General features: G+C 33.2%; 17 protein-coding genes and 1 pseudogene. 16 read left to right on the top strand and 2 right to left on the bottom strand.

Going from position 1 to position 25932, the window contains the following annotated elements; translation table 11 throughout:
- Positions 1-82 precede the first annotated feature (82 nt).
- From ACXGQW_RS06685 to ACXGQW_RS06745, 13 genes and pseudogenes are all read left to right on the top strand, one after another.
- Positions 83-745, top strand: coding sequence for a succinate dehydrogenase cytochrome b subunit (locus tag ACXGQW_RS06685; protein WP_457821284.1), 663 nt, complete (start codon positions 83-85; stop codon positions 743-745).
- 11 nt (positions 746-756) lie between these two features.
- On the top strand, positions 757-2769 hold the full coding sequence (locus ACXGQW_RS06690; RefSeq protein ID WP_457821286.1) for a fumarate reductase/succinate dehydrogenase flavoprotein subunit: 2013 nt from the start codon (positions 757-759) through the stop codon (positions 2767-2769).
- A 14-nt stretch (positions 2770-2783) separates the two neighbouring features.
- Positions 2784-3524 carry a succinate dehydrogenase/fumarate reductase iron-sulfur subunit gene (locus ACXGQW_RS06695; protein WP_457824192.1) on the top strand — a complete coding sequence of 247 codons (741 nt, stop codon included), beginning with the start codon at positions 2784-2786 and terminating at the stop codon, positions 3522-3524.
- Positions 3525-3666: 142 nt separating this feature from the next.
- Positions 3667-4947 (top strand): sensor histidine kinase, encoded by a 1281-nt coding sequence (locus tag ACXGQW_RS06700; RefSeq protein WP_457821288.1) that lies wholly within the window; start codon positions 3667-3669, stop codon positions 4945-4947.
- 76 nt (positions 4948-5023) lie between these two features.
- Positions 5024-7087 (top strand): hybrid sensor histidine kinase/response regulator transcription factor, encoded by a 2064-nt coding sequence (locus ACXGQW_RS06705; RefSeq protein ID WP_457821290.1) that lies wholly within the window; start codon positions 5024-5026, stop codon positions 7085-7087.
- 98 nt (positions 7088-7185) lie between these two features.
- Positions 7186-8403: a LamG domain-containing protein gene (locus tag ACXGQW_RS06710; protein WP_457821292.1), complete on the top strand. Its 1218-nt coding sequence runs from the start codon at positions 7186-7188 to the stop codon at positions 8401-8403.
- Between the two features lie 192 nt (positions 8404-8595).
- Entirely contained in the window at positions 8596-9120 is a 525-nt protein-coding gene (locus ACXGQW_RS06715; RefSeq protein ID WP_457821294.1) for a hypothetical protein, read from the top strand.
- A gap of 19 nt (positions 9121-9139) precedes the next feature.
- Positions 9140-10381 (top strand): T9SS type A sorting domain-containing protein, encoded by a 1242-nt coding sequence (locus tag ACXGQW_RS06720; RefSeq protein WP_457821296.1) that lies wholly within the window; start codon positions 9140-9142, stop codon positions 10379-10381.
- A gap of 171 nt (positions 10382-10552) precedes the next feature.
- Positions 10553-11734: pseudogene (locus ACXGQW_RS06725) on the top strand (SulP family inorganic anion transporter); the annotation flags it as partial.
- Between the two features lie 170 nt (positions 11735-11904).
- The gene (locus tag ACXGQW_RS06730) at positions 11905-12456 is read left to right on the top strand and encodes an RNA polymerase sigma-70 factor (RefSeq protein WP_457821298.1); all 552 of its coding nucleotides are present in this window, start codon (positions 11905-11907) and stop codon (positions 12454-12456) included.
- Between the two features lie 107 nt (positions 12457-12563).
- Positions 12564-13739, top strand: coding sequence for a FecR family protein (locus ACXGQW_RS06735; protein WP_457821300.1), 1176 nt, complete (start codon positions 12564-12566; stop codon positions 13737-13739).
- Between the two features lie 193 nt (positions 13740-13932).
- Positions 13933-17238, top strand: a complete 3306-nt coding sequence (locus ACXGQW_RS06740; protein ID WP_457821302.1) for a TonB-dependent receptor — start codon at positions 13933-13935, stop codon at positions 17236-17238.
- 11 nt (positions 17239-17249) lie between these two features.
- Positions 17250-18716, top strand: a complete 1467-nt coding sequence (locus tag ACXGQW_RS06745; protein ID WP_457821304.1) for a RagB/SusD family nutrient uptake outer membrane protein — start codon at positions 17250-17252, stop codon at positions 18714-18716.
- Positions 18717-18818: 102 nt separating this feature from the next.
- Here ACXGQW_RS06745 and ACXGQW_RS06750 read toward each other — a convergent pair whose 3' ends face one another.
- Positions 18819-19586: a TatD family hydrolase gene (locus ACXGQW_RS06750; RefSeq protein ID WP_457821306.1), complete on the bottom strand. Its 768-nt coding sequence runs from the start codon at positions 19584-19586 to the stop codon at positions 18819-18821.
- A gap of 79 nt (positions 19587-19665) precedes the next feature.
- Here ACXGQW_RS06750 and ACXGQW_RS06755 point away from each other — a divergent pair, with 79 nt between their 5' ends.
- The 3 genes from ACXGQW_RS06755 to ACXGQW_RS06765 are packed head-to-tail and all read left to right on the top strand — an operon-like array spanning position 19666 to position 24647.
- Complete coding sequence (locus ACXGQW_RS06755) at positions 19666-20652, top strand: glycoside hydrolase family 113 (protein WP_457821308.1); 987 nt, start codon at positions 19666-19668, stop codon at positions 20650-20652.
- 58 nt (positions 20653-20710) lie between these two features.
- Positions 20711-22624 carry a DUF3857 domain-containing protein gene (locus tag ACXGQW_RS06760; protein WP_457821310.1) on the top strand — a complete coding sequence of 638 codons (1914 nt, stop codon included), beginning with the start codon at positions 20711-20713 and terminating at the stop codon, positions 22622-22624.
- A 1-nt stretch (position 22625) separates the two neighbouring features.
- Positions 22626-24647 (top strand): hypothetical protein, encoded by a 2022-nt coding sequence (locus tag ACXGQW_RS06765; protein ID WP_457821312.1) that lies wholly within the window; start codon positions 22626-22628, stop codon positions 24645-24647.
- On the opposite strand, the gene ACXGQW_RS06770 is transcribed toward ACXGQW_RS06765, so the two are convergent.
- Positions 24644-25927, bottom strand: a complete 1284-nt coding sequence (locus tag ACXGQW_RS06770; RefSeq protein ID WP_457821314.1) for a voltage-gated chloride channel family protein — start codon at positions 25925-25927, stop codon at positions 24644-24646. The genes ACXGQW_RS06765 and ACXGQW_RS06770 overlap by 4 nt on opposite strands.
- Positions 25928-25932: the final 5 nt, after the last annotated feature.

A 25932-nucleotide genomic window follows, 5' to 3' on the forward strand; every position in this document is an offset into this window, starting at 1 on the left:
CTTAAATGATGATTATCATATAATAATCGATGAAATGACTTAAATTTGTCATCGTTTATTAACAAAATTAATCTATAACATAATGAGTGGAGTTTTATCTTCTTCGATAGGAAGGAAAGTAGCCATGGCTGCTTCTGCTTTCTTTTTAATGTTTTTTTTATTGCAGCATTTTGCAATTAATGTAACATCTATTTTTAGTGCTGATGTATTCAATGAATTATCGCATTTTATGGGAACAAACCCAGCAGTACAGTTTGCGCTACAGCCTATATTAATATTTGGAGTAGTATTCCATTTTGTCATGGGATTTATTTTAGAGGCTCGTAATAGATCTGCAAGAAAAGTTAAATACGTAAAAAATAACGGAGCAGCAAATTCTAGCTGGGTTAGTAGAAACATGATTTACTCTGGTTTGGCTATTTTGGCTTTTATCGTTTTACACTTTATCGATTTTTGGTTTCCTGAAATCAATCATAAATATATTGCACAATTACCTTCAGATCCGAACAGATATTACGGTGAGCTTGTTCATAAGTTTCATTCACCTATCAGAACAGGTGCTTATGTAGCTGCATTTGCATTTTTAGCATTGCACTTATTGCACGGATTTAAATCGGCATTTCAGTCTTCTGGGATGAGCGCTAAGCGTGCTGCTAAATTGGAAACAGTTTCAAAAATTTATGCAATTGGTATTCCTGTAGGATTTATCATTATTGCTTTGTTTCACCATTTCAATCAACATTAAGACATTAAACTATGGCATTAGATTCTAAAGTACCTCAAGGTCCTATCGCTGATAAATGGACTAACTATAAAAATCATATCGACTTAGTAAACCCAGCAAACAAACGTAACATTGACGTTATTGTAGTGGGTACAGGTTTGGCAGGAGGTTCTGCCTGTGCAACTTTAGCTGAGTTAGGATACAACGTAAAAGCATTTGCTTACCAAGATTCTCCACGTAGAGCGCATTCTATTGCGGCTCAAGGGGGAATTAATGCAGCAAAAAACTACCAAGGTGATGGAGATTCTATTTACAGATTGTTTTACGATACTGTAAAAGGTGGAGATTACCGTGCACGTGAAGCAAACGTATATCGATTGGCAGAAGTTTCTGCAAATATCATTGACCAATGTGTGGCTCAAGGAGTACCTTTCGCTCGTGACTATGGTGGATTGTTAGACAACCGTTCTTTTGGAGGAGTACTAGTATCTCGTACATTTTATGCAAAAGGACAAACGGGTCAACAATTATTACTAGGAGCTTATTCTGCAATGAACCGTCAGATAGGACGTGGAAAAATACAAATGTTAAACCGTCACGAAATGATGGATTTGGTATTAGTAGACGGAAAAGCTAGAGGAATTATTGCACGTAACCTAGTAACAGGAGAAATAGAAAGACATTCTGCACACGCAGTAGTCATTGCATCAGGAGGATATGGAAATGTATTTTTCTTATCTACCAACGCAATGGGTTCTAATGTTTCTGCAGCTTGGAAAATACATCAAAAAGGAGCTTACTTCGCAAACCCGTGTTATACGCAAATTCACCCAACTTGTATTCCAGTTTCTGGAGATCATCAGTCTAAATTAACGTTGATGTCTGAATCTTTACGTAACGATGGACGTATTTGGGTACCTGCAAAGTTAGAAGATGCGCAAGCTATTAGAGAAGGAAAGAAGAAAGCAACAGATTTAGCGGAAGCGGATAGAGATTATTTCTTAGAAAGAAGATATCCTGCTTTTGGAAACTTGGTTCCTCGTGATGTTGCCTCTCGTGCAGCAAAAGAGCGATGCGATGCAGGTTTTGGAGTTAACGCGACAGGAGAAGCGGTGTATTTAGATTTTACAGCAGCTATCAAGAGATATGGTAAAGAGCAAGCTTTAATCCAAGGAGATCACAATCCAAACGATGCTAAGATTGATAAATTAGGAAAAGAGATTGTAAAAGCTAAGTATGGTAACTTATTTCAGATGTACGACAAAATCGTAGATGAAAATCCATACGAGACTCCAATGATGATATATCCTGCAGTTCACTATACTATGGGAGGTGTTTGGGTTGATTACAACTTAATGACCACTATTCCTGGATGTTACTGTATTGGTGAAGCAAACTTCTCAGATCACGGAGCGAACCGTTTAGGAGCTTCTGCATTAATGCAAGGTTTAGCAGATGGATATTTTGTGTTGCCATATACTATTGGAGATTACTTATCTGATGATATTAGAACTGGAAAAATTTCAACAGAAACTCCAGAATTTGATGAAGCAGAAAAAGCGGTAAAAGATAAAATTGCACTTTTCATTAACAATAAAGGTTCAAAATCTGTAGACTATTTCCACAAACGTTTAGGTAAAATTATGTGGAATAAAGTAGGAATGGCTCGTAATGAAGAAGGTTTAAAAGAAGCGATGGCTGAAATTAAAGCATTACGTGAAGAATTCTACAAAGAGGTAAACGTACCAGGAAGTGCAGATACTTTTAACGAAGAATTAGCAAAAGCTGGACGTGTAGCAGATTTCTTAGAATTAGGAGAATTGTTTGCAAAAGATGCTTTAACTAGAGAAGAATCATGTGGAGGTCACTTCCGTGAAGAGTCTGCTGAAACGGATGGACCGCAAAAAGGAGAAGCTAAGCGTGATGATGAAAACTTTGCTTTTGTATCTGCTTGGGAGTATAAAGGAGAACCTGCCGATGCGGTTTTACATAAAGAAGAATTAGAGTTTAACGATATTGAGTTAAAAACAAGATCATATAAATAAGAAAGACCATGGATATGAATTTAAAACTTAAAATCTGGCGACAAAGTGGAGCCAATGACGAAGGGAAAATGGTAGACTACAACTTAAGTGGTGTGTCTCCAGATATGTCTTTCTTAGAAATGTTAGATGTATTAAACGAACAAATAATTAACGAAGGTGGAGAACCTATCGCATTCGACCACGATTGTCGCGAAGGTATTTGTGGGATGTGTTCTTTGTATATTAATGGAGAGGCTCACGGACCTGATAGAGGGGTAACTACTTGTCAGTTGCATATGCGTAAGTTTAAAGATGGTGATACTATTTATATTGAGCCATTCCGTGCCAAAGCATTCCCCGTTATTAAAGATTTAGTAGTAGACCGTTCTGCTTTTGATAGAATTCAACATACTGGAGGATTTATTTCTGTGAACACTTCTGGAAACACACAAGATGCCAATGCAACACCAATCTCTAAGCACGCTGCTGACGAGGCTATGGATGCAGCAACTTGTATTGGTTGTGGTGCTTGTGTTGCCACTTGTAAAAACTCTTCTGCTATGTTGTTTGTTGGAGCTAAAGTATCTCAATATGCTTTGCTACCACAAGGAAAGATTGAAGCTGCAGATCGTGTAAGAAATATGGTAGCTCAAATGGATGCAGAAGGATTTGGTAACTGTACCAACACTGGAGCTTGTGAAGTTGAGTGTCCTAAAGGTATTTCTTTAGATAATATTGCTCGTATGAACCGTGAGTTCTTAAAGGCAAATATTTAATAGATAAAATATATTTTTGTTTAAAAACCTCTTCAATTGATTTTGAAGAGGTTTTTTGGTTTGATAATATGTCTATTGTAGTATAAAAATGTCTGTTTTGTAAAGTATAGCTCACCTATATTTATCCCAAAATATAAATGATATGTGGCTGCAACATCTTTTAACAATAGGGTATCGATATAATGAAAGTGATATTTCCAAAAAACAAATAAAATTATTAAACGTATATGCATGTACTTGGTTCGCTCTAACATTACTGTTAATAACAACAGATTCTCTTTTTAGTGACAATCCAATACCTACTGTTATAGGACACGTAATAATGAATACAGTTATCTTAATAACTCTTGTTTTAAACGGGATTGGTTATTATAAAATAGCAGCGAGCATACTTATTTTTTATGGTTCTATTAGTTTTACATGGTTTTCTATAAAGTTGTCACCAGGTATTTTTGCAGAATTTTATTTATTATTTATGCCTTGCTTGGCTATTTCATTGTTTAAACGTGTTGTAATTCCTGTGATAAGTCTAATTTTTAATTTCGCGTTATTTTCTATTTATTTTCTCTTTTTTGACGCTTACAACGGTTATTTTCCATTGCCTGCCATGTTGGTTTTATTTGTGTCTAATTTTTTAGTGATGAATTACTTAAAAATGGCGAACCAAAAACAGGAAAAATTGCTAGAACATGAAAAGGGAATTATTGAAAAATTAGTAAAAGATTCAAAAGAATTAGACAAGTTTAAAAACTATTATTTTGTTCATTTTTCTCATGAAATTAGAACACCGTTAACTTTAATTATAGGCTATGCAAATAGAATAAAGAAAACAAAGGAAAATGCAGAAGCTGTAAACATTATACAAACACAGGCAGAAAACATAAAAAAAGTTGTAGATAGTATTACAGATTTAGAAAAATTTAAAACCAATCAACTGCCCATTGCAAGAAAAAAAATAGCGATACAAACAGTAATAGGAGAAGTTTGTTTAGACTACTACCAACTAGCGGCTCAAAAAAACATAGAAATTGTAACAGAATTTCCTCGTTTTGATATCGATGTTTTAGTAGACAAAAATCTATTCAAAAAAGCTCTAGAAAATATTTTAAAGAATGCCATCGAATTTTCAGACAAAGAAAGATGTGTGAAATTAAAAATAGATTTATCAGAACAATTGCACCTAAGAATTAAGGATTACGGAGTAGGAATTTCCAAAGATAATTTAGAAGATGTTTTCCATAAATTTTATACTACCAAAAGTAGTAATTATTTAGACAAACAAGCTAAAGGTTTGGGTTTATCCACAACAAAAGCAATCGTAAAAGCACATAAGTTTACCATTGATATTGCCAGTGAAATCAACCAATTTACGGAAGTAACCATAACCATCCCTAAAACATGCTTTTGTCTAAACGAAACCTAATTTTGTCTGCTTTGTAAAGTGTATTGTCCGATAATTTTCTGCCAAAATTTTACTTTTGTTTAAAATTTAAGATAGTATGCATGTTGTCAGTTTTATAAACAAACAATACTTAAAATTTATAAATATAGGAGTAGAACGTAACGCTACTATTAGTTTTAAAAACGTACAGCTGTTAAATACTTATCTGTTTATAGCCTGGTTTTTAGGTACTGTTATTATGCTTAAAGATTTTTTGGTGTACCAAAATGTAACTCCTTCCATCATGGGGCTTTCTCATTTATGGGTAATGTACATACTAGCTTTTGTACTAAACAGCAAAGGTTATTTTACAATGGCAGCTTACCTATTTACCTTTTATTTAATATTTGGTTTTACCCTTATGGCCACTGTATTTACACCCAATACTTTTGTGGAATTTAATTTGGTGGTTATACCCTGTATGGCACTTTCTATCTTTAAAAAAAGAGGGATTCCTTTACTAAGTTTACTACTTTCTTTTGCTTGTTTTTGTGTTGTATTTATCTATTTTGTAAACTATCAGCACAAAGGTTTATTTCCAGAATATTCTATTTTGTTTCTGTCTAATTTTTTAATAGTTCATTATTTTAAAAAAAATAATGAAAAAAACGAAACTCTAATTCTCAAAGAAAAATTAATTATAGAAGAGCAAGCGAAAGATTTAGAAGAGCTTAACGAGTTTAAATCTCATTTTTTTGTAAATCTTTCTCACGAAATGAGAACTCCACTTACCTTGGCTAAGGGGTATACTCACAAAATAAAAGGAACCAAAAAAGATCAGCAATACATCCATTTATTGAAAAACCAAACACAACAACTGCATCATATTATTAATAATATTATGGATTTAAGTAAGTTGGACGAAAATAAATATCATATTATAACCTCCGAAATTAATTTCATCAATTTAGTAAAAGGTGTTTTTACAGACTTTGAACCTTTGTTTAAAGAGAAAAAGATTGCATTCGAACTCATAAAACCCGAAAACGTTATTTATACTAAGATAGACAAAGGTCTTTTTAAAAGAGCTTTAAGTAACTTATTAAACAACAGCTTAAAGTTTACCTCAGCAAAAGGAAAAGTTACTTTAAAAATAGAGGTAAGTACAAAAATAGTTCTTAAAATTATAGACAATGGTATCGGAATACCTGCCTCGGACATTTCGCAAGTATTTAACCGTTTTTACCAATCTAAAAATAGCATTACACAAAATATGGGATCTGGTATTGGTTTGTCTATTGTTAAAAGTATTATGGACTTGCATCAATTTAAAATAGCGGTAACAAGCCATCCCAATCAAGAAACCTGTTTTAGTATTTGTATTCCTACCTATTCGTATCATAAATCTAATTTTGTACCTGCTAAAGCGAATACACACAAAAATAGTATCAGCATTAACGAAAAACCTGTTGTGTTAGTGGTAGACGATCATACAGAAATGCGTGCTTATATTAAAAGCACCCTTACGGACACCTATAGAGTGTTAGAGGCAAAAAGTGGACAACAAGCATTAGAACAAATTGCCCAACACAAAGTACATGCTTTGGTAACCGATTTTATGATGCCTATAATGAATGGTTTTGAATTGGTAACGGTGTTAAGAGAAAAAAAAATACAAATACCTACTATTGTGCTAACTGCCAAACAAGACAATCAAAGTAAAATAGACATGTTGCGATTGGGAGTAGATGCTTATTTGTACAAACCTTTTGAAGAAGAAGAATTGATACTAACGCTCAACAATTGTTTGAAAAATGAGGAATATAGAAAAACTTATGTTGAAGAGTATAATATTGAGTTAGAAAATACAAGTAAAGATGTAATGTTTATGAATACCATTAAAGAAACTATACAAACTCACATTTCAGATTACGATTTCACGGTGGTAAGTTTGGCAGATAGTGTTTATATGACTGAAAGAACACTGCACAGAAAGTTAAAAAGTATATCGGGTTGTACGGCCAAAGAGATTATACAAAATGTAAAATTTCAGTATGCTTATGATATTTATAAAACAGGAAATTATACGACAGTCTCTGATTTATCCTATTCTATAGGTTATAGAAATCCTAGCTACTTTGCTAATAAATTTAGAGATCGTTTCGGGATTGAACTACGCTAGAAAATCGGACAAAATACATAATGTCTGTTTTGTTGAATTTTTGTCAGATAGTTAACATGTGTTATTTTTAGATTTGTTTCATCAATTAAAAATAATGAATGATGAAAACACTTATTAAAAAAGCAATTTTACTAATAGCCATACTATTTAGTCTAACGGCTATGGTTTCTTGTTCGTCTTCGGACGACACTGTGGAAGAAACGACCAACGCCCAAAGTAACGGAGGAGGAAATAATGGAGGAAACGACGGAGGGAATAATAGTTCCGTAATTACCGTGCTGGACCAAACAGTAAAAATAGATGAAGGTAAAGCAAAAGACTTTGTGATTACTACTTTATCTGCTACGCACTCCCTACCCCAAGCACCCGATTTTAGTTTCGAAATTGTACAACAAATTATAGGAGCCGATAATATAGTAACAGATGCGGTTACAATTAAAAACCAAAATCAATTGGTCATCGATAATCCTAAGTATTGTGATTACTTTTTAAATACACAGATTTCGGTAGATATCAACGCAGTATCAGGTAATCAAAAGAAGTTGTTTAGAATTACCATTCGCATAGAAGATGTGGTAGATTTAACTAGCGATTTGGTATTTGGGTACAATTTTACCAATGGTTCTTTAACAAACCAACGATTTACAGATCAAACGGCTACTACTGCCGAAACACCAGAGTTTGATAAAGACAGAGCTACAGATACTAACAACGGTTCATTAAAATTAGGAAACCCAGACAAATTTGTAACCTTACCTAAACTAACAAATGGTCATGGTACTAACGGATCTATTACTTTAAGTTTTTGGTTAAAAATTAACGAAGCAGATTATCCGTTAAGACAAATTACTTCTACTATTTATGAGACAAAAGAGTACATTGTTATGTCCTCTAAAAGCACTTGTAGCCAGAGCAATTCTTTTTTGGATATTCGTTTTTTACCAAATGATTCTAGGGGAAACAAACGTAATAGATTAAACATTTTTTTAAGAGCGGCAGATGGGCAAGGAAACTACAGTGCTGTAGATATGGATAATTTTCCTTTAGACCAATGGGTAAATGTAATCTATACTTTAGATACCCAAAATGGAGCTGCGGCTGTGTACTGGAATGGTGTTCGTAAAAAAGCATTAAACTACGGAGGTACTATTAGCAATACATTGTTGTTTTTTACCAAAGACGATCAAATTGTTTTAGGAAACTCTCCTTGCATCAACCCGCGTAGCACACAACAAACATTTAAAGGTCTGATAGATGATATATCTTATTATCCACGAGCATTAACAGTACCAGAAATCGATACTATCAATCAATAACGTGAGTTCAATTTTATAGATATGAGTTTCTAAAATTTTCATTTTGAGTGATTTTCAATAGAAAATTGTGTCAAGAAAGTCTCATCAGAAACAAACAATAGTGTACTCTTTACAAATTTCTTTGGGTTTGATAAGCTAAAACATATCAAACCCAGTTCTAACATCATTTTTAAATGAAAAAATAACAACATTATGAAAAAAATAGTAAAAATAACAAGTCTTGTATTACTATCCTTAACCTTTACTTTTTGTAGTGGTGATGATGGTGATACTATGGCGAATACAAACGACAACACACAACAAGGAGGCGGAGACAATTCTACGGTAAATAACTGTACCAAACCCGTTGCCTTTGATGAAGAGATCATTAACATAACAGTAGGAGAAAATATACGCCCCAACGCTATTTTATTCGCAGTAAACGCCAAAGGAAAAGGAGAATTTACTACCGATGAGGTGCTAAGCATCACCTCTATACCTGCCGATGCCGTAAAGTTTGGTATAGGTAGTGGCGGTGTTAATAACGGCAATCTAAACTCTAGCACAGAAGTTGTTCCAAACAACCTTAATGCGTTTAGACTTTCTGAACGAAACAAAATTACAGGTACAATTACCGTAAAAAGAAGAGCAGAAGGCTGTGACAATACCCAAGAAGACAGTGTGAATTTTACCATTAACATTAGGGGAACTTTAAATGAAGGTGGCGGTGGTCTTTAGACCTTTAAAAAAGAAAATCATGAAAAAAATAATCACATTTTTACTAGTGAGTTGGTTAGCCATTAGTACACAAGCACAATGTTTAACAGGTTTACCTACTTATACAGGTACTTTGCCAACCACTAATGGTGTAAGCCAAACTTTCACCGCCTCTTGCGATGGGCAGTTAGATTTTTTGGGAATATATCCATCTGTTTCGAGTGCTACAACTGTGCCAGCAGGTACATTAAATATTTATAGTGGCTCCAATACTACAGGTACACCTGTTTACACACAAAGCTACCCTAGTTTTACAGCAAACAACCGTACATTGGCTCAAATAAAAATAACTGCAGGTAGTTCGCCTGTTAATTTGGTCAATGGGCAACAGTATACGTTCACGCTATCTTCTTTGAACGTTTTTTTATTTGCCAGTTCTCCCACAAATTATGATGTTACCATAAATATTGTAGACAACGTATTTATTCCTGATACAACTCTTAAAAACTACTTAATAAGAATTAGTGGTTTGGATGCCAATAGAGATGGAGAAGTCTCTAAAACCGAAGCACAAAATTTTAATGGTAGTATCAATGCAAGTAATATCAATTTTAGTGACCCTACAGGTTTGGAAGCTTTTATAAATATTACAGACCTTAATGTAAACTCAAATCCAAACATTACTTCTATAGATCTTAGTCAAAACACGAAGCTCTTAAGTTTACAAATAGGAAATGTGACTGGGCTTTTAAACAGTTTAGACTTGTCTAACAATACTTTATTGAGAACGTTGGTTTGTTCAGGGAATAAACTTAAAAATTTAGATTTGTCTAATTTACCTGATCTTCTATCTGTTAACTGTAGAATTAACGAACTGGAAAACCTAAACCTAGCTAATGGGAATAATAGTGCATTAAGAATTGTTCATGTAGGCTCAAATTCTCAACTCTCTTGTGTAAAAATAGATAGTGGTTTTACACCACCCGTTAACGGATGGTCAAAAGATGCTACTACTAGTTTTAGTGCTACATGTGGTACGTTATCTAATCAAAATATTACAGATGATCAACAAAGCGTTACTGTAAGTTACCAAAATAATCAACTTTCATTCTCAGGTTTAGAAAAACAACAACGAGTAATGATCTATGATATTTTAGGAAATGTAGTTTTCTCTAAAATGGTAGAAAGTGATACAATGTACACCGTAGAAAACATTCCCCCTGGTATATTTATTGTAAGGCTTGAAAATAAAGGGGCTTCTTTTAAACTTTTAATTCAGTAAAAAAGAAGTTATTAAAAACCGCTCTATATTTCACAAAGTATAGAGCGTTTTAATTCGTATTGTTTCATTTTTAAGAAAGTCTTAATCAAAATAACGTTTTCGAAGAACAAAACTCAAATAATTTCGTTCTTTACGTGCTTTGTGTAAATTTGCAACATTAAATTAATAATGATGTTTAAAAATTTAAAAGGAGATTTACTCGGAGGTATCACAGCAGGTATTGTTGCTTTGCCCTTGGCTCTTGCCTTTGGTGTTCAATCTGGTTTAGGAGCTTCTGCAGGATTATACGGAGCTATATTTATAGGTTTTTTTGCTGCATTGTTCGGTGGTACCGCAACCCAAATTAGTGGACCTACGGCACCTATGACAGCCGTAAGTTTAATTGCAGTAGCCACTATTATAGATGCTCATAGTGGTAATGTAAGTGAGGCACTTCCATATATTTTATTCGTGTTTTTTGCTGCAGGAATCTTTCAAATTATTTTTGGAATTATACGATTAGGAACCTTAATAAAATATATTCCCGCTACCGTGGTATCTGGATTTATGAGTGGAATAGGTTTTATCATTTTAATCACACAAATTCCTAATGTATTTGGACATAAAGCTGGCGGTGTACTTGCCTCTATCAAAGCGACTCCTTATGCTATCGCTAATATTAGTTTAACAGAGTTTATCATGGCTATTTTAACAATAGCCATCATATACGGGTTTAAAAAAATTACAACTGCTGTACCTAGTACCTTAGTGGCTTTATTAGCGATTAGTGTTGGAGCAGTAATGGTATTAAATACAGAATCGTACAGAATCATTGGAGATATTCCAACAGGCTTTCCAATGCCAAATACAAAAATGTTTACGACTTTTTCATTCGGTAGTTTTTCTCCGTACATTTTAACAGCCATTTCTTTGGCTCTTTTAGGGATGATCGATTCTTTGCTTACTTCTGTTGTGGCAGACAATATGACAAACACAAAGCACAATAGTAATAAAGAGTTAATTGGACAGGGAATAGGTAATTCAATTGCAGCGTTTTTTGGAGGAATTCCTGGAGCAGGAGCAACCATTCGTACTGTTGTTAATATAGATGCTGGTGGAAAAACCAAATTATCTGGAATGATTGCAGGATTATTGCTTTTGATTGTTTTGATGTTACTAGGTCCACTAGCAGCACAAATACCCAAAGCAGTATTGGCAGGTATTTTAGTAACTGTTGGTATTGGCGTGATGGATATGAAAAGCCTCAAGACAATTCACAAACAGCCTATTTCAGATGTTATTGTAATGCTTTTAGTATTGTTGTTAACCGTATTTTGGGATTTAATTTTTGCTGTAGGTATTGGTGTTTTAGTGCATTATGCTATTTTAAAATTCGCCCCAGTTAAAGAATAAAAAGAAGAATTTAAATTTATACAAAACCCTCTATAATTTTATATAGAGGGTTTTGTTGTATAACACAGTTAAATCCGATGGTTAAGTCTGATTTTAATTATATTTGATTTGGAGTAAAATAAATTTACAATTTGAAGGAGCGTAAAATAGAGAAAATAAGAACTATTGCATACGATGAAGCATACAATTCATTGTACAGTTCACTCTGCGTTTTTTCTAACAGATATGTATACAATATTGAAAAGTCCAAAGATTTAGTACAAGACGTATTTATACGCTTATGGAATCATGATATCCTAGAGAAAGACAAAGAAGCCATCAAAGCTTTTTTATATATAGCCGTTCGTAATAAAAGTTTAGATTATTTAAAGAGTAAAGAATATAAAATTAAAAGAGATTCAGAATCTCTCGATATTACCGCGCTAGAAACAGATTCTTATTTTGAAAAAGAAGTATTCATAGAAGAAATGTTTAGGCAAGTTGATACTGCTCTCGCAACTTTGCCCGAAAAGTGTAGAGAAGTCGTAAAATTGAGTATGCAGGGGTATCCTAATAATCAAATTTCAGAAGAGTTATCTATATCTTTAAACACCGTTAAAATGCAAAAAAGGATTGCTTACAAAAAGTTAAGACCTTTATTAAAAGACTATTATCTCATTATTTTACTACCGCTTATTGCATAAAAAAAACTAAAATCAACATTTTATTGATGATTAGTTAAAAAAATATCATTTTTATTACACTCTTTTTTAAAACAGTATCGTTTTATTAGTATAATGATATATTTATAGTGGAAAGATTAATAAAAATTTTTGAAACAGCAGGTAAAGTTTTAAAGTCTATTTTGGTTCAAGGTTACTTGGATGAAAAAGAGATTGAAAAGAACTTTAGTCAGAAAAATACTACTGAAATTTTAGAAAGATTACAGAGTGATTCTGAACAAAACCAACGTGTAGTATTAATTAGCTATCTAGATAATGGAAAAAAAGAGGATTTTAAAAAAATAAAAAGAGAAATAAATCCACCTAAAAATACTTACTACTTAAAAGGTTTTTACAAAGTAGCGGCTATTTTTATAATTGGTTTTGGTTCTTATCATTTATATCATTCTTTAAATGAGTCACAACAAAGCTCACCTATAGCATTGATTGATACAGAGAACATCATTCTAAAAATGGAGAATGGGGAGTCTAGAATTATCTCATTAAACAGTCAACAAGAAATTATAGATCCAAAGATTGGAATCATCAAATCCAAAGAAGGAAAAGTACTAGACTATCAGTCCAAACACAAATCAGCTCTCCAAACGCTTGTATATAACGAATTAACAATTCCTTACGGAAAGACTTTTGAGATAGTATTATCAGATAAAACAAAAGTATATCTAAACTCAGGGTCTAGTATAAAATATCCGATCAAGTTTATTGAGGGGAAAAACAGAGAAGTTTTCTTAACAGGAGAGGCTTATTTTAAAGTGAGTAAAGACAGAAAACATCCTTTTATTGTAAATACAAACGGTTTAAACATTAGAGTTTTAGGTACGGAATTTAATGTGTCTTCTTATGCCGAGGACAAAAATATTTTTACTGTTTTGGTGGAAGGATCAGTAAGCTTGTACGGTTCAGATAAAAGTTACGAGGAAAGTAATGCAACCTTGTTAGAGCCAGGTAAAAAAGCTAGATGGAACAAGTTTACAAAAAAGATGAAGACAAAAAGAGTTGACACCAATATCTACACAAGTTGGATTGATGGAAAATTAGTTTTAGAAGAGTTAAAATTTTCTACCATCGTTAAGAAATTGGAGAGACACTACAACGTAAAAATCATCAACCGCAATACAAAGCTAGCAAGCCAAAGATTTACAGCAACTTTTAAAACTGAAACTATAGAAGAGGTGTTAGCTTCCTTTAAAATCAATTATCCATTTAATTACAGTAAAGAGCATAAAACCATAACTATTAACTAAACAAATTACAGATGATGAAAACAACTAAATAGGAGTTAAATCGCATAAAAAAGATCGGAAAATGCTGCAACATCGTCCGATCGTAAGTGCATGATTTAAATAATTAAACCAAACTTAAAACTATTATAAAAGTATGAAAAACTTAACTCAAAAATGGGTCAGGAGTCTTTTTTTCCTAAAAATAAGTCTGAAAATGAAATTAACAGCTTACCTAATTTTATTATCGCTTTTTCAAATTAATGCTAATACAACGTTTTCTCAAAATGCAAAGGTCACACTGGACCTTAATAACGTTACTTATTACGATGTTTTTAGAGCGATTGAATCGCAAACAGAGTATCATGTGTTGTACAACCATAACGAATTTAATCCCGAGAAACAAGTATCTGTAAAATTTGAGAATGCACCAATTTTTGATGTCTTGACATCTTTATTTAAAGGAACTGATATCTTATACAAAACGGTAGGTAGACAAATTGTTTTAACGAATAAGAAAAAGTCAATTGACCAAAAGGAACAACAGCAAAACAAAATTACCGTACAAGGAAACGTGAAAGGCAAAGATGGAGAGCCCATTTTGGGTGCCAACATTATTGAAAAAGGCACTCAGAATGGAGCTATTACGGACTTTGATGGAAACTACGTTATCAAAGTATCTAGGAACGCTACTCTAGTTTTTTCATATGTGGGGTATCAGAAACAAGAAATTACAGTAAATGGACAAAATACAATTGATGTAGTTTTAGAACAAAGCGTTAGCGAATTAGATGCCGTGGTGTTAGTGGGGTATGGTACGGTAAAAAAGTCTGACATTACAGGAGCACTCACATCTGTAAGTCCTGAAGAACTGCAAAAAACTCAAACTACGTCGGTAGCACAAGCTATTCAAGGTAGAGCTGCGGGTGTAACCGTTGTAAAGAGCTCTGGAGAACCAGGTGCAGCACCTAATGTTAGAATTAGAGGTATTGGTACAGTAAACAACGCAGATCCTTTATATGTTGTTGATGGAGTACCTATTAATGACATTACCAACATTAATATGGACGATGCCGAATCTATAGAGGTTTTAAAGGATGCTTCTGCCACAGCTATTTATGGGTCTAGAGGAGCTAACGGGGTGGTTTTAATTACTACTAAAGGTGGAGGAAAGAATAAAAAACCTCTTATATCTTATAGAACATACGTAGGGGTAGAAGAGAGAATTGATAATTTAGAAGTCTTAGATGCTCAACAGTGGGCCACCATTTATAACGAAGGACGAGTCAACGATGGTGATCCTATTAGATTTAATGATGTAGCCTCTTTACCTAATTTTAATTGGAAGGACGAAGTGTACAGAACTGGAGAAATTCAGAGTCATCAATTATCAGTTTCTGGGGGTACGGAAAAATCAACTTATTATATATCGTTAGGAAATATTTCTCAAAAGGGAATCATTAAAAATACGGACTTTGAAAGAACTAATTTTAGAGTAAACAATACTTATCAAATCAAACCTAAAATAAAGATAGGTCAAAACATTCAGTACGCTAAGTCTGAGAGCAATGCTGTGGCATCTTTTGGAAGTAACTCTAACTTTAAGACTCCTTTTATTGGTTATATCGTAGATCCTATATCACCTATTTTTACTGCTGATGGAACTCCAGCTTCACCAGAAATTTCTACGGAAATTAGAAATCCAGCGGGGTTGGTAAGATTTGATCAAACACCTTTAGAGAAAGAAAGTTTTTTAGGAAATATTTTTTTAGAAGCTGAATTAATGAAAGGATTAATTTTTAGATCTAATTATGGTTTAGAAATTAACTATAGAAAAGTAGACAACTTTCAACCCTCCTATTTTATCTCGGCTTTACAGAATCGATCGAGTACAGAGTATAGCTTATCAAGGTCAGAAAATAGAGTAAGTATTTTGTCTAACACTCTTAATTATACGAGTAGCTTTAGCGATAATCATCAGTTAACCGTATTATTAGGACAAGAAACTCAGAATTTAGATTTTAACAATGTTGTAGCAGGAAGATCGGGTATTGGAGATAATATTCAGAATCCAACCTTGAGTTCTGGTGCTGTAGATACTTCAACAAATTCAGGGAGAATTTCTGCTTCAACGCTTATCTCTTACTTTGGTAGATTAAACTATAACTATAAAGACAGATATCTATTTACAGGTACTTATAGAGTAGATGGTTCTTCTAGATTTGGGGAGAATAACAAATTCGCAAAATTTCCTTCTTTTGCCTTAGCATGGAACATTCACAATGAGAATTTTTACGACTTAGGGGTCTTAAATCAGTTCAAATTTAGATTGGGTTGGGGAGAAACAGGAAATCAAAATATTCCCAATGCAGCAATATTTAGTTCATTAAATACAAATGTAAACTATTTACTTGGTGGAGATGAAGCTATTCAGACAGGGGTTGCTCCGTTAAGGCCAGGAAATGCGGATTTGAAGTGGGAAGCTACCACTACCTCTAACGTTGGTTTAGACCTAGCATTCTTAAAAAATTCGTTAACCTTAACGGCTGATTATTTTGTGAGAACTACCTCTAATATGTTGTTGGAGTCTCCAATATTGGACACGAGTGGATTTGTTCAACCACCAACCATAAACGCTGGAGAAATAGAAAACAAAGGATTCGAATTCTCTCTAAATTACAAAAAGAGAATTAAGGATTTTTTCTTTAGCGTTGGCGGTAATATTTCTTTTATAGACAATAAGGTCATCAGTTTGGCATCTCAAGGGAGCAGTATCAATACTGGTAGAGGAGGAAATGGTTTTCAAAACATAAGTAGAACAGAAGCAGGTCAACCGTTAGCCTCATTCTATGGATTAGATGCTATAGGGATCTTCCAAAATCAAGATGAAATTGATAACAATCCTAGTTTAGCAGGAAACCAACCAGGAGACGTAAGATATAGAGATTTGAACGGTGATAAAGTAATTAATGACGATGACAGAACTTTTATAGGATCTCCTTTACCAGATTTTACTTACGGAATCAATTTAGATTTTTCGTACAAGCAATTTGACTTGTCTATGTTTTTTCAAGGATCTCAAGGAAATGAAATATTTAACGCGACAGGATTTTTACTAGAAGGAGCATTAGATACCAATTTAAGTACGGACTTTTTAGGTAGATGGACAGGAGAAGGAACTTCTAATACTACACCAAGAGCCACTTTTGATGGATTTGCTAACAACAATAGATTGTCTGATAGGTTTGTAGAAGATGGGTCTTACTTAAGATTAAAAAATATCCAACTAGGTTATTCAATACCTGAAAAAGTATTAAACAATACGTTTATGTCTAAGGCAAGAATTTATGTAGCAGGTCAAAACTTATTAACCTTTACAAACTATAGCGGTCTAGATCCTGAATTAGGTATTGATGGAACCCAAACTCAAAATGGTAGTAGAACAACCTTGGATATTGGAATTGATAGAGGTAGATATCCGTCTACAAGAACGGTTTCTTTAGGATTAGATATTAACTTTTAAAAGCATTAGAGATGAATTACTATAAAGCAATAAAAAATAGTCTGAAGTATGGTCTACTTATTTCAACGGTTGTATTAGTTTCTTGTACAGACGATTTAGAATCTGAATCTTTTGGAGACCCAGTATTAGAAAATTTTTACGAAACACTTGAGCAGGGAGAACAAGCATTGATAGGTGCATACTCACCGCTTTCTGAAATTTATGGAGACAACTTTTGGGCAGGAATGGGTTCAGATATTTTATTTGGAGATATTGGAACTGACGACATTATAAAAGGGGGAAGAACTGCCGAAGATAATGCACCTTTAGTTGAAAGAGAAAGATGGGCATTAACCACCTCTAACCCAATATTTGTAGAATTGTGGAAGCTAAATTTCAAGGGAATTCTATTCTCTAATCTAGTACTAGAAAACATACCCAATATTGCATTTGATGACGAGGATAGAAAAAGAGAAATTTTAGCAGAAGCGCACTTTTTAAGAGCCTTTTACTATTTTGATTTGGTAAACTCTTTTGGAGGAGTTCCACTGATAGATAAGCCATTAAAACTAGGTGAATTCAATGTGCCAAGAGCTACTTTAGAAGCTTCTTATGCTTTTATTGAAGAGGATTTAAAGGCTGCTATTGCAGATTTACCATCAAGGTTAGATAAGGATGCAAGTTACCAAGGAAGAGCAGACAAAGGAGCTGCTTTAGGAATGATGATGCGAGTGTCGTTGTATCAAAATAAAATGAATGAGGTAGTAACTTACGGAGATCAGCTATTTGCTTTATCTCACGATTTAACTTCTGATTTTAGTACTATTTTTCAACCAGAAGGGGAGTGGAATATAGGATCCTTATTCGAAATTAATTTTATTTCAGATGCCAATTTATCGGGAACTGGAATTCCCCATAGACTTAATCCAAGAGCGAACAGAGGAGCAGGTTTTGGACAGGCTACTGAGGATTTAAAAGATGAATATGAAGTTGACGATCCTAGATTTGATGCCACTATGTTTTTTGAGAATAGTAATTTTGGAACAGGATGGCATATCAGAAAATATGCATGGGCTCCTTATACAAATTATGTAGTTCCTACCATAAGGAGAAATAGAAACAGTAGCAATAATATTAGAATTATTAGACTAGCGGATGCCTATCTAATGTATGCGGAAGCTATTTACGACACCAATGCACCTCTGGCGGTGGAGTACGTGAATAGAGTAAGAACTAGAGCAAGAGGAACCGAGCCTGCCACTGTTATTCCAAATTTATCAGCAACATTGTCTGGACAGCCGTTGTTGGATGCTATTTATCACGAAAGACGTGTGGAATTAGCTGGAGAAGGTTTAAGATTTCATGATTTGTTAAGAACAAATAGAGCAACAACCATTTTGGGTTCAAAAGGTTTTGTTACGGGTCAACATGAACTCATTCCAATACCAGTAAATCAAGTTTCGTTGTCTGGAGGAGTCTTACAACAGAACAACTATTAATAATATTCTTGTAGGTTTATATTTTATAAACAGCCCAGTTCTTGATAGTTGAGACTGGGCTGTTTTACTTGCGCTACATTTTACAAAGTACAGATAAGATACTTACACTTTAAAAACGTCTTTGCTGTTTTGAGTGGTAATTTCTGCGATTTCAGAAATACTTTTCTGATAGAGGGTTGCTAATTTCTCGGCTACGTTAATCAAGTAGACAGACTCATTTCTTTTTCCTCTAAAAGGAGTGGGAGCTAAGTAAGGAGCATCAGTTTCTAACACAATATGCTCTAAAGGAATATCTGCTAAAAATTTGTCAATTTTTCCATTTTTAAAGGTTGCTACACCTCCAATTCCTAATTTTAAGTTATAGCCAATGGCTTTTTTTGCATCTTCCAAAGTTCCTGTAAAACAATGAAAAATCCCGAACAATTTATCGGATTTCTCTTCTTCCAAAATTTCAAATACTTCGTCAAAAGCATTTCTACAATGTATGTTAATGGGTAAGCCAAACTCTTTTGCCCATTGTACCTGCGTTCTAAAAGCATCTTTTTGTTGGTTGATGTAGGTATCGTCCCAATACAAATCCATTCCTATTTCTCCAACGGCTATAAATTTTCCAGTTTCTAACCATTCGCGAGCTATCGCTAATTCTTCTTTGTAGTTTTCTTTAACGTGGGTAGGATGAACTCCCATCATTAAATGTACGTTAGCAGGAAAAGCTTCGGCCACCTCAAACATACTTTTGGTGTATTCTGAATCTACTGAAGGAATGAATAAACGCGATACACCAGCATCGATGGCACGTTGAATCATTTCATTTTTATCCTCATCAAATTGCTCGCTGTTTAAATGTGTGTGCGTATCTGTAAAAATCATTCTTGTCGTTTGTAATACAAAGATAAATATCGCTTTATTTTTAGCTACTTTAGTTTTTATAAATTCTCATCTAATTTTTATGAAGTTGAAAGCAATTAGATTTTTGGTTTTCGTGATTTTTTTCTCATTTATCGCTTGTTCTCAAAAAAAGATAAATGGATTAAATTTAGTTTCACCTCCAAGCGAAATTAAAGAGTCTTCTTTTGATAGTATCTATGGCTTGGGAGCAAACTGGGTATCTATTATACCTTATGCTATTTCCAAAGGCTACGAAACTACTTTGACTTATAATACCTCTCAACACTGGTGGGGAGAAAGATATGAGGGAGTGACTGCTTTAATACAACACGCAAAAAAACATCAACTCAAAGTAATGCTCAAACCACATGTTTGGTTTGTAGGTGGTGCTGCTACAGATTTTGTGCTATCGTCTGAATCAGATTGGATTACTTGGGAAAAGAACTATAACAATTATATTTTGTTCTATGCCAAAGTAGCTCAAGAACAAAAGGTAGAAATACTGTGTTTTAGTACTGAGTTAAAACGTGTGGTACAGAAAAGACCTTTGTTTTTTGAAAAACTAATTAAACAAGTTAAAACAGTTTACAGCGGAAAATTGACCTACGCAGCCAATTGGGATAACTATCAAAACGTTACTTTTTGGAATCAGTTGGATTACATAGGAATTGATGCATATTTTCCATTATCAGATGAAAAACAGCCCACATTACAAACTTTGAAAACAGCTTGGGCACCTATAAAAAATCATTTGGAGGAGTTGAGTGGGCAACTAGATAAGCCGGTACTGTTCACAGAATACGGTTTTGAAAGTTGTGATTTTAACACGAAGCAAACTTGGGGGAGTAATGGTGCTTATCCAGAAAATCAACAAGCACAGTTAATAGCTTATCAATCGTTATTTGACACATTTTATTCTCAAAAATGGTTTGCAGGTGGGTTTTTGTGGAAATGGCATTTAACCGATAGAACACAAAGAAATGTAAAGACTTCTTTTACTCCGCAAGGCAAAAAAGCAATGAGTGTTGTTAAGGATAGGTTTAAATAATAAATTTCATTTTGATTTTTATACGAAGCGCTTTAACTTGTGGAGTCTATTTAAAGCTATGACTCTATTACATAAACTCGTATTGATTGTTCTTTTTTTACAATTCAACACTTTTTCTCAAGATAAAAACTTATCAATCTCTCACATTCCAAATAGCTTAAGAAAAAAAGCGGACGTAGTAATTCGGTTCGATAAAAAGGAAATTGTCATTAAAGACGAAAAAAGTATGACAATTAAATTTTCGCGCACTATTACAGTGTTTAATGAAAGTGGAGATCAATATATCAAGACATATAAAAACTACGCTAAAGATTCCAAAGTTACAAAGATATCTGCCACAATATACAATCAGCAAGGAAGAGAGATTAGAAAATATAAAAAGAAAGATTTTAAGGACCAAAGTGCTATTCAAGGCTTTTACTCAGATCATAGAGTCAAGTACATTAACTATGTGCCTAGATCATACCCCTACACTATTAATTTTAGTTATGAGTTCAAAAGTGGTACCACTGCATTTATTCCTCATTGGTATCCAAGTTCTAGTTACAGAATAGGTGTAGAACATAGCGAGTTCGTTCTGAGCAACGAAAAACAAGTACCCTATAAACTAAAAGAATATCGATTTAAAGATTACAACATATCCAACCTAAGCAATAATTATAAAATTCACTATGTTTTAAAAAACATGAAGCCTTTGAAGTATGAGATTGATAGCGGGAGTTTTTCCGAAATTGCTCCGCATGTTATAGTTTGCTTAGAAAATTTTACTTTGAAAGGCCATACAGCATATGGTATTAAGACCTGGAAAGACTTTGGAGCATGGCTAAGAAATAACATGTACAATACCCAGTTAGATTTAAGTGGTGAAACTAAAAGAGAGATACTTGACTTAGTTAAAAACGAGAAAAACGATTATAACAAAGCCAAAATAGTCTACGAATACATGCAGAAAAAAACTAGATATGTGTATGTGGGTATTGGTATCGGAGGCTGGCAACCTAATGAAGCAAGTGAGGTTGATGAATTGTCGTATGGAGATTGTAAAGGATTGTCTAATTATACAAAAGCCTTGTTAGACATAGTGGGAGTTAAATCTAATTGGACAATTGTATATGCTCGTAACAAGAGAGATTTTGAACAAGAGTACATGGGACTACAAGGAAATCACATGATACTTAATTTGCCTTACTTAAACAACAATGATGATGTTTGGCTAGAATGTACTAGTCAAACGCTTCCGTTTGGATTTTTAGGAGGTTTTACTGATGATAGAGACGTTTTAGTCTTAGAAGAAGGAGGAGGGATTATTAAACATACTACTCAATATTTAGATAAAAATAATACTAGAAATACTATAGCTACTGTGGTGCTAGATAATGAAGGTCATTTAAAAGCACAAGTATCTGTTAATTCTAAAGGTTTGGAATATTATGATAATTACAGGTTAGAGGGAGACGACTTATTAGATGTAAAAAAGTACTACAAATCCAAAAGATGGTGGTACAATGAAAATATAAAGATAAATAAGCACGCTTTTAAAAACGATAAAACGCAGGCATCATTTACTGAAGATTTGGAAATTGATATGGATAGTTATGGTAATATATTAGGTGATGAAATGATTGTAAGATTAAATGTATTCAATATGTTAAAAAAAACAGTTGATACTAATAAAAAAAGGACAAAATCATTTGAAATCAAAAGGGGATATACTCATTGTGATACCATAAATATTAGAATTCCAGAGGGGTATAGTTTGATCAGTTTGCCGGGTGAAAAGTCTATCGAAAATCAATTTGGGATTTACCAATTAAAACTGTTTCGAGAGAATGAGGATCGAGATATAAAATACATTAGAAAATTATATATTAAAGAAGGAAGTCATAGAGCTAATAACTACATCGATTATCAAAATTTTTTACAAAAAATTATAGCTTTGGACAATACAAAAATTGCGTTAAAGAAAAATTAGTATGAAAATTGTAACGACAGTGTTAATGTTCCTAGTGACATTATCAGCATTTACTCAGAATTATAAGTTTGGCAAAGTATCTAAAGAAGAATTGAAAGAAAAGTTTTATGCTAAAGATTCAACAGCTAATGCGGCATATCTTTATAAATCTAAAAATGTAGATATTGTTTACAATGATCAGCTAAAAATTTTTCAGTACGAAGAGAAGATTCATTTGAGAATAAAAATATACAACGAAAAAGGATTTAAATATGGTAATCAACCCATTATATTTTACACATTTTCTTCTTCAGGTAGCGATTCTTTTTACAAACTCAAAGCTACAACATACAATTTAGAAGGAAACAAGGTTGTTAAGCATCAAGTAGATAAGCGAGATATTGTTGTAGATAAGAAATCAGATGAATATAGCATAAAAAAAATAGCGTTTCCAAACTTAAAAAAGGGAAGCGTGATAGAACTGAGGTATACTCGAATTTCAAATTATTTTTACATTTCAGAATTTAGATTTCAAGAGAACATTCCTGTAAAGAATTTGTATTATAAAACAGCTATTCCAGAATATTTTGTATACAAAAAAAGGAGTAAAGGCTACTTTATAGTAGCTCCAAAAACAGAGGAGATTAATGATTCATTCATCGTTACCTACAAATATAAATCAGATAACCCTACGACACTAACGTCTGAATACAGTCAAAGAACAATTGATTATCGAAAAGAAATAAGCGAATATGTTGCATCAGATATTCCTGCATTAAAAAACGATGAACCTTATACGAGTAATTACAAAGACTATAGAGGTTCTGTATATTATGAACTATCGTATATAAAGTATCCTGAATCCCCCATTAAAAACTATGCTAAAAATTGGGTGAGTGTTTGTGAAAAATTGCATAACTCCTATAATTTTGGGAAACAATTGAAGAAAACTAGATATTTTTCAAAGGACATAGAAGTTTTATTAAAAGACAGAACAACCGATACAGAAAAAATAGCCTCAATTTTTGAACTTGTAAAATCTAAAGTTAAATGGAACGGAGACTACACAAAATATACTGAGGTAGGATTACCTAAAGCTTATCAACAAGGAGAGGGAAATATTGCAGAAGTTAATTTAATACTAGTTTCTATGTTAAAAGAAGCAGGATTGAACGCTTATCCAGTTTTATTGAGCACTAAGTCTAGCGGTATTCCAATTTTCCCAACACTTGATAGGCTTAATTATGTAATTGCAGGTATTAGAGACCAGGATGGACATATTACTCTGTTGGATGCTAGTAGTCCTTACAACATGATAGGTGTTTTGCCTACTAGAGCTATTAACTGGCAAGGTAGAATGCTCATAGATAAAAAAACGAACATTCCAGTAGATTTAACTTTGAAGGACAAGGCAAACGAAATGTATAGTGCCAATGTTTTATTTGATGATGAATTAAACATATCAGGAAAGTTAAAAGCAAAATTTACAGGGAAAAAAGCGCTGAATTTCAGAAATAGATACTGCAAATTTGAGGGCGATAAGTTAAAAGGGAAGCTAGAAAAGAGGTATAAAGTTGACTTAGAAAACTATGAAATTAGAAATAAAACAAATATATCGAAACCGATTGAGTTGGAGGCAGAGATTCATAATTCTGCTACGAGAACTCAAGAAATAATAAACGGTAAATTATATATAAATCCACTGTTGTTTTTCAAAGAAACTAAAAATCCATTTGTATTAGAAAAAAGAAAATATCCTATAGATATGGTAGCTCCGTATAAGCAAGTAAAAGTAGTAACCATTGCGATACCCAAAGGTTATAAAATTACGTCAGTACCAAAAAGTTTTAAAGGAAAAATGGTAGGTGGAGAGTTGAGTTATCAATATTTAGTTGATGTCTCGGATGACTTAATTAAAGTAGTTGCAATTAAAGAAGTGAATCAGTCCGTAATACCTAGCGAGAAATATGCTGAACTTAAAGATTTATACAAATATCTGATTAAAAAAAATAAAGAGAAGATAGTATTAGAAAAAATCAATTAACCCCTATCAATATTTTTTAAAGTAGTTCCTTGCTCTTTGTTATGCATAGCACTTTTAGAAGTACCCACAATTTGCGAGCTATAGATTCCTGTGTGTCCAGAAAACATATAAGCGGTTACACATACAATAGCTAAAAATACTCCACTTTCTATTCCAAATAATTCAATTCCCATAAAAATGCAGGCAAAGGGAGTATTAGCTGCACCAGAAAAAACGGCTACAAATCCCATTCCGGCTAATAGTCCAATGGGTAATGGAATAATAAGAGATAAAGCACTACCTAAAGTAGCTCCAATAAAAAATAACGGAGTTACTTCTCCCCCTTTAAAGCCAAAAGCAATACAAAAAGTTGTCAGTAACAGTTTAATGATAAAGTCGTAACTATTCATCGTTACGGTAAACGATTCCAAAATAGTTGAAACCCCTAAACCAATATATTTTGTTCCTATATAATAAACCAATACTGATACAATTAATCCTCCTACAATAGGACGTAACGGGGGATAAGTGATGTATTTTGAAATACTACTAAAAAAGCGAATTCCCTTAGAAAAAAAGATACTAGTAATTCCAAACATAATACCTACCAAAACAGTCCAAAAAAAGTTAGCAGCGGATAGATTTGGAACAAAATTTATTTCGTAATTAGCATGAGGAATGTGCAAAATATGAGCCATTTCTCTGGAAACAAAATCAGCAACAATAGCAACGAATATACAAGGTAAAATTGCGTTGTATTTAACTTTACCAATAAATAATACCTCTAACGCAAAAACAGCACCCGCTAGTGGAGTTCCGAATAATCCTGCGAACCCACTACTTATTCCCATTAAAATAACAATTCTTCTGTTGGGTTTGCTCATTTTTAGCCATCCCGAAAACTGGTCGGCAATAGCTCCTCCTATTTGTACCGCAGTACCTTCTCTACCTACAGAAGCACCAAATAAATGCGATGCCACAGTTCCTAAAAAAATAAACGGGGCCATTCTAAAGGGAATGATGTTTTCAGGAGTATTGAGTTCTTCTAATAACTGATTGTTTCCTTTGGCAACAGATTGTCCGTAATGATGGTATAACAAACCAACTAAAAATCCAGCAATGGGTAAAAACCAAATAATATATTGATGATGCTCTCTATATTGAGTAGACCAATTTAAAGAGAACAGTAAAGTAGCACAAACAATTCCCACGATTGTACCTATCACGATGGACAAAATAAGCCATTTTCCAAATTCTTTAGAAACCGCGTAATATTCAGAAACGGGAAATTGTTTGCTCAACAAAT

It is taken from the genome of Wenyingzhuangia sp. IMCC45533 (genome assembly GCF_054111225.1).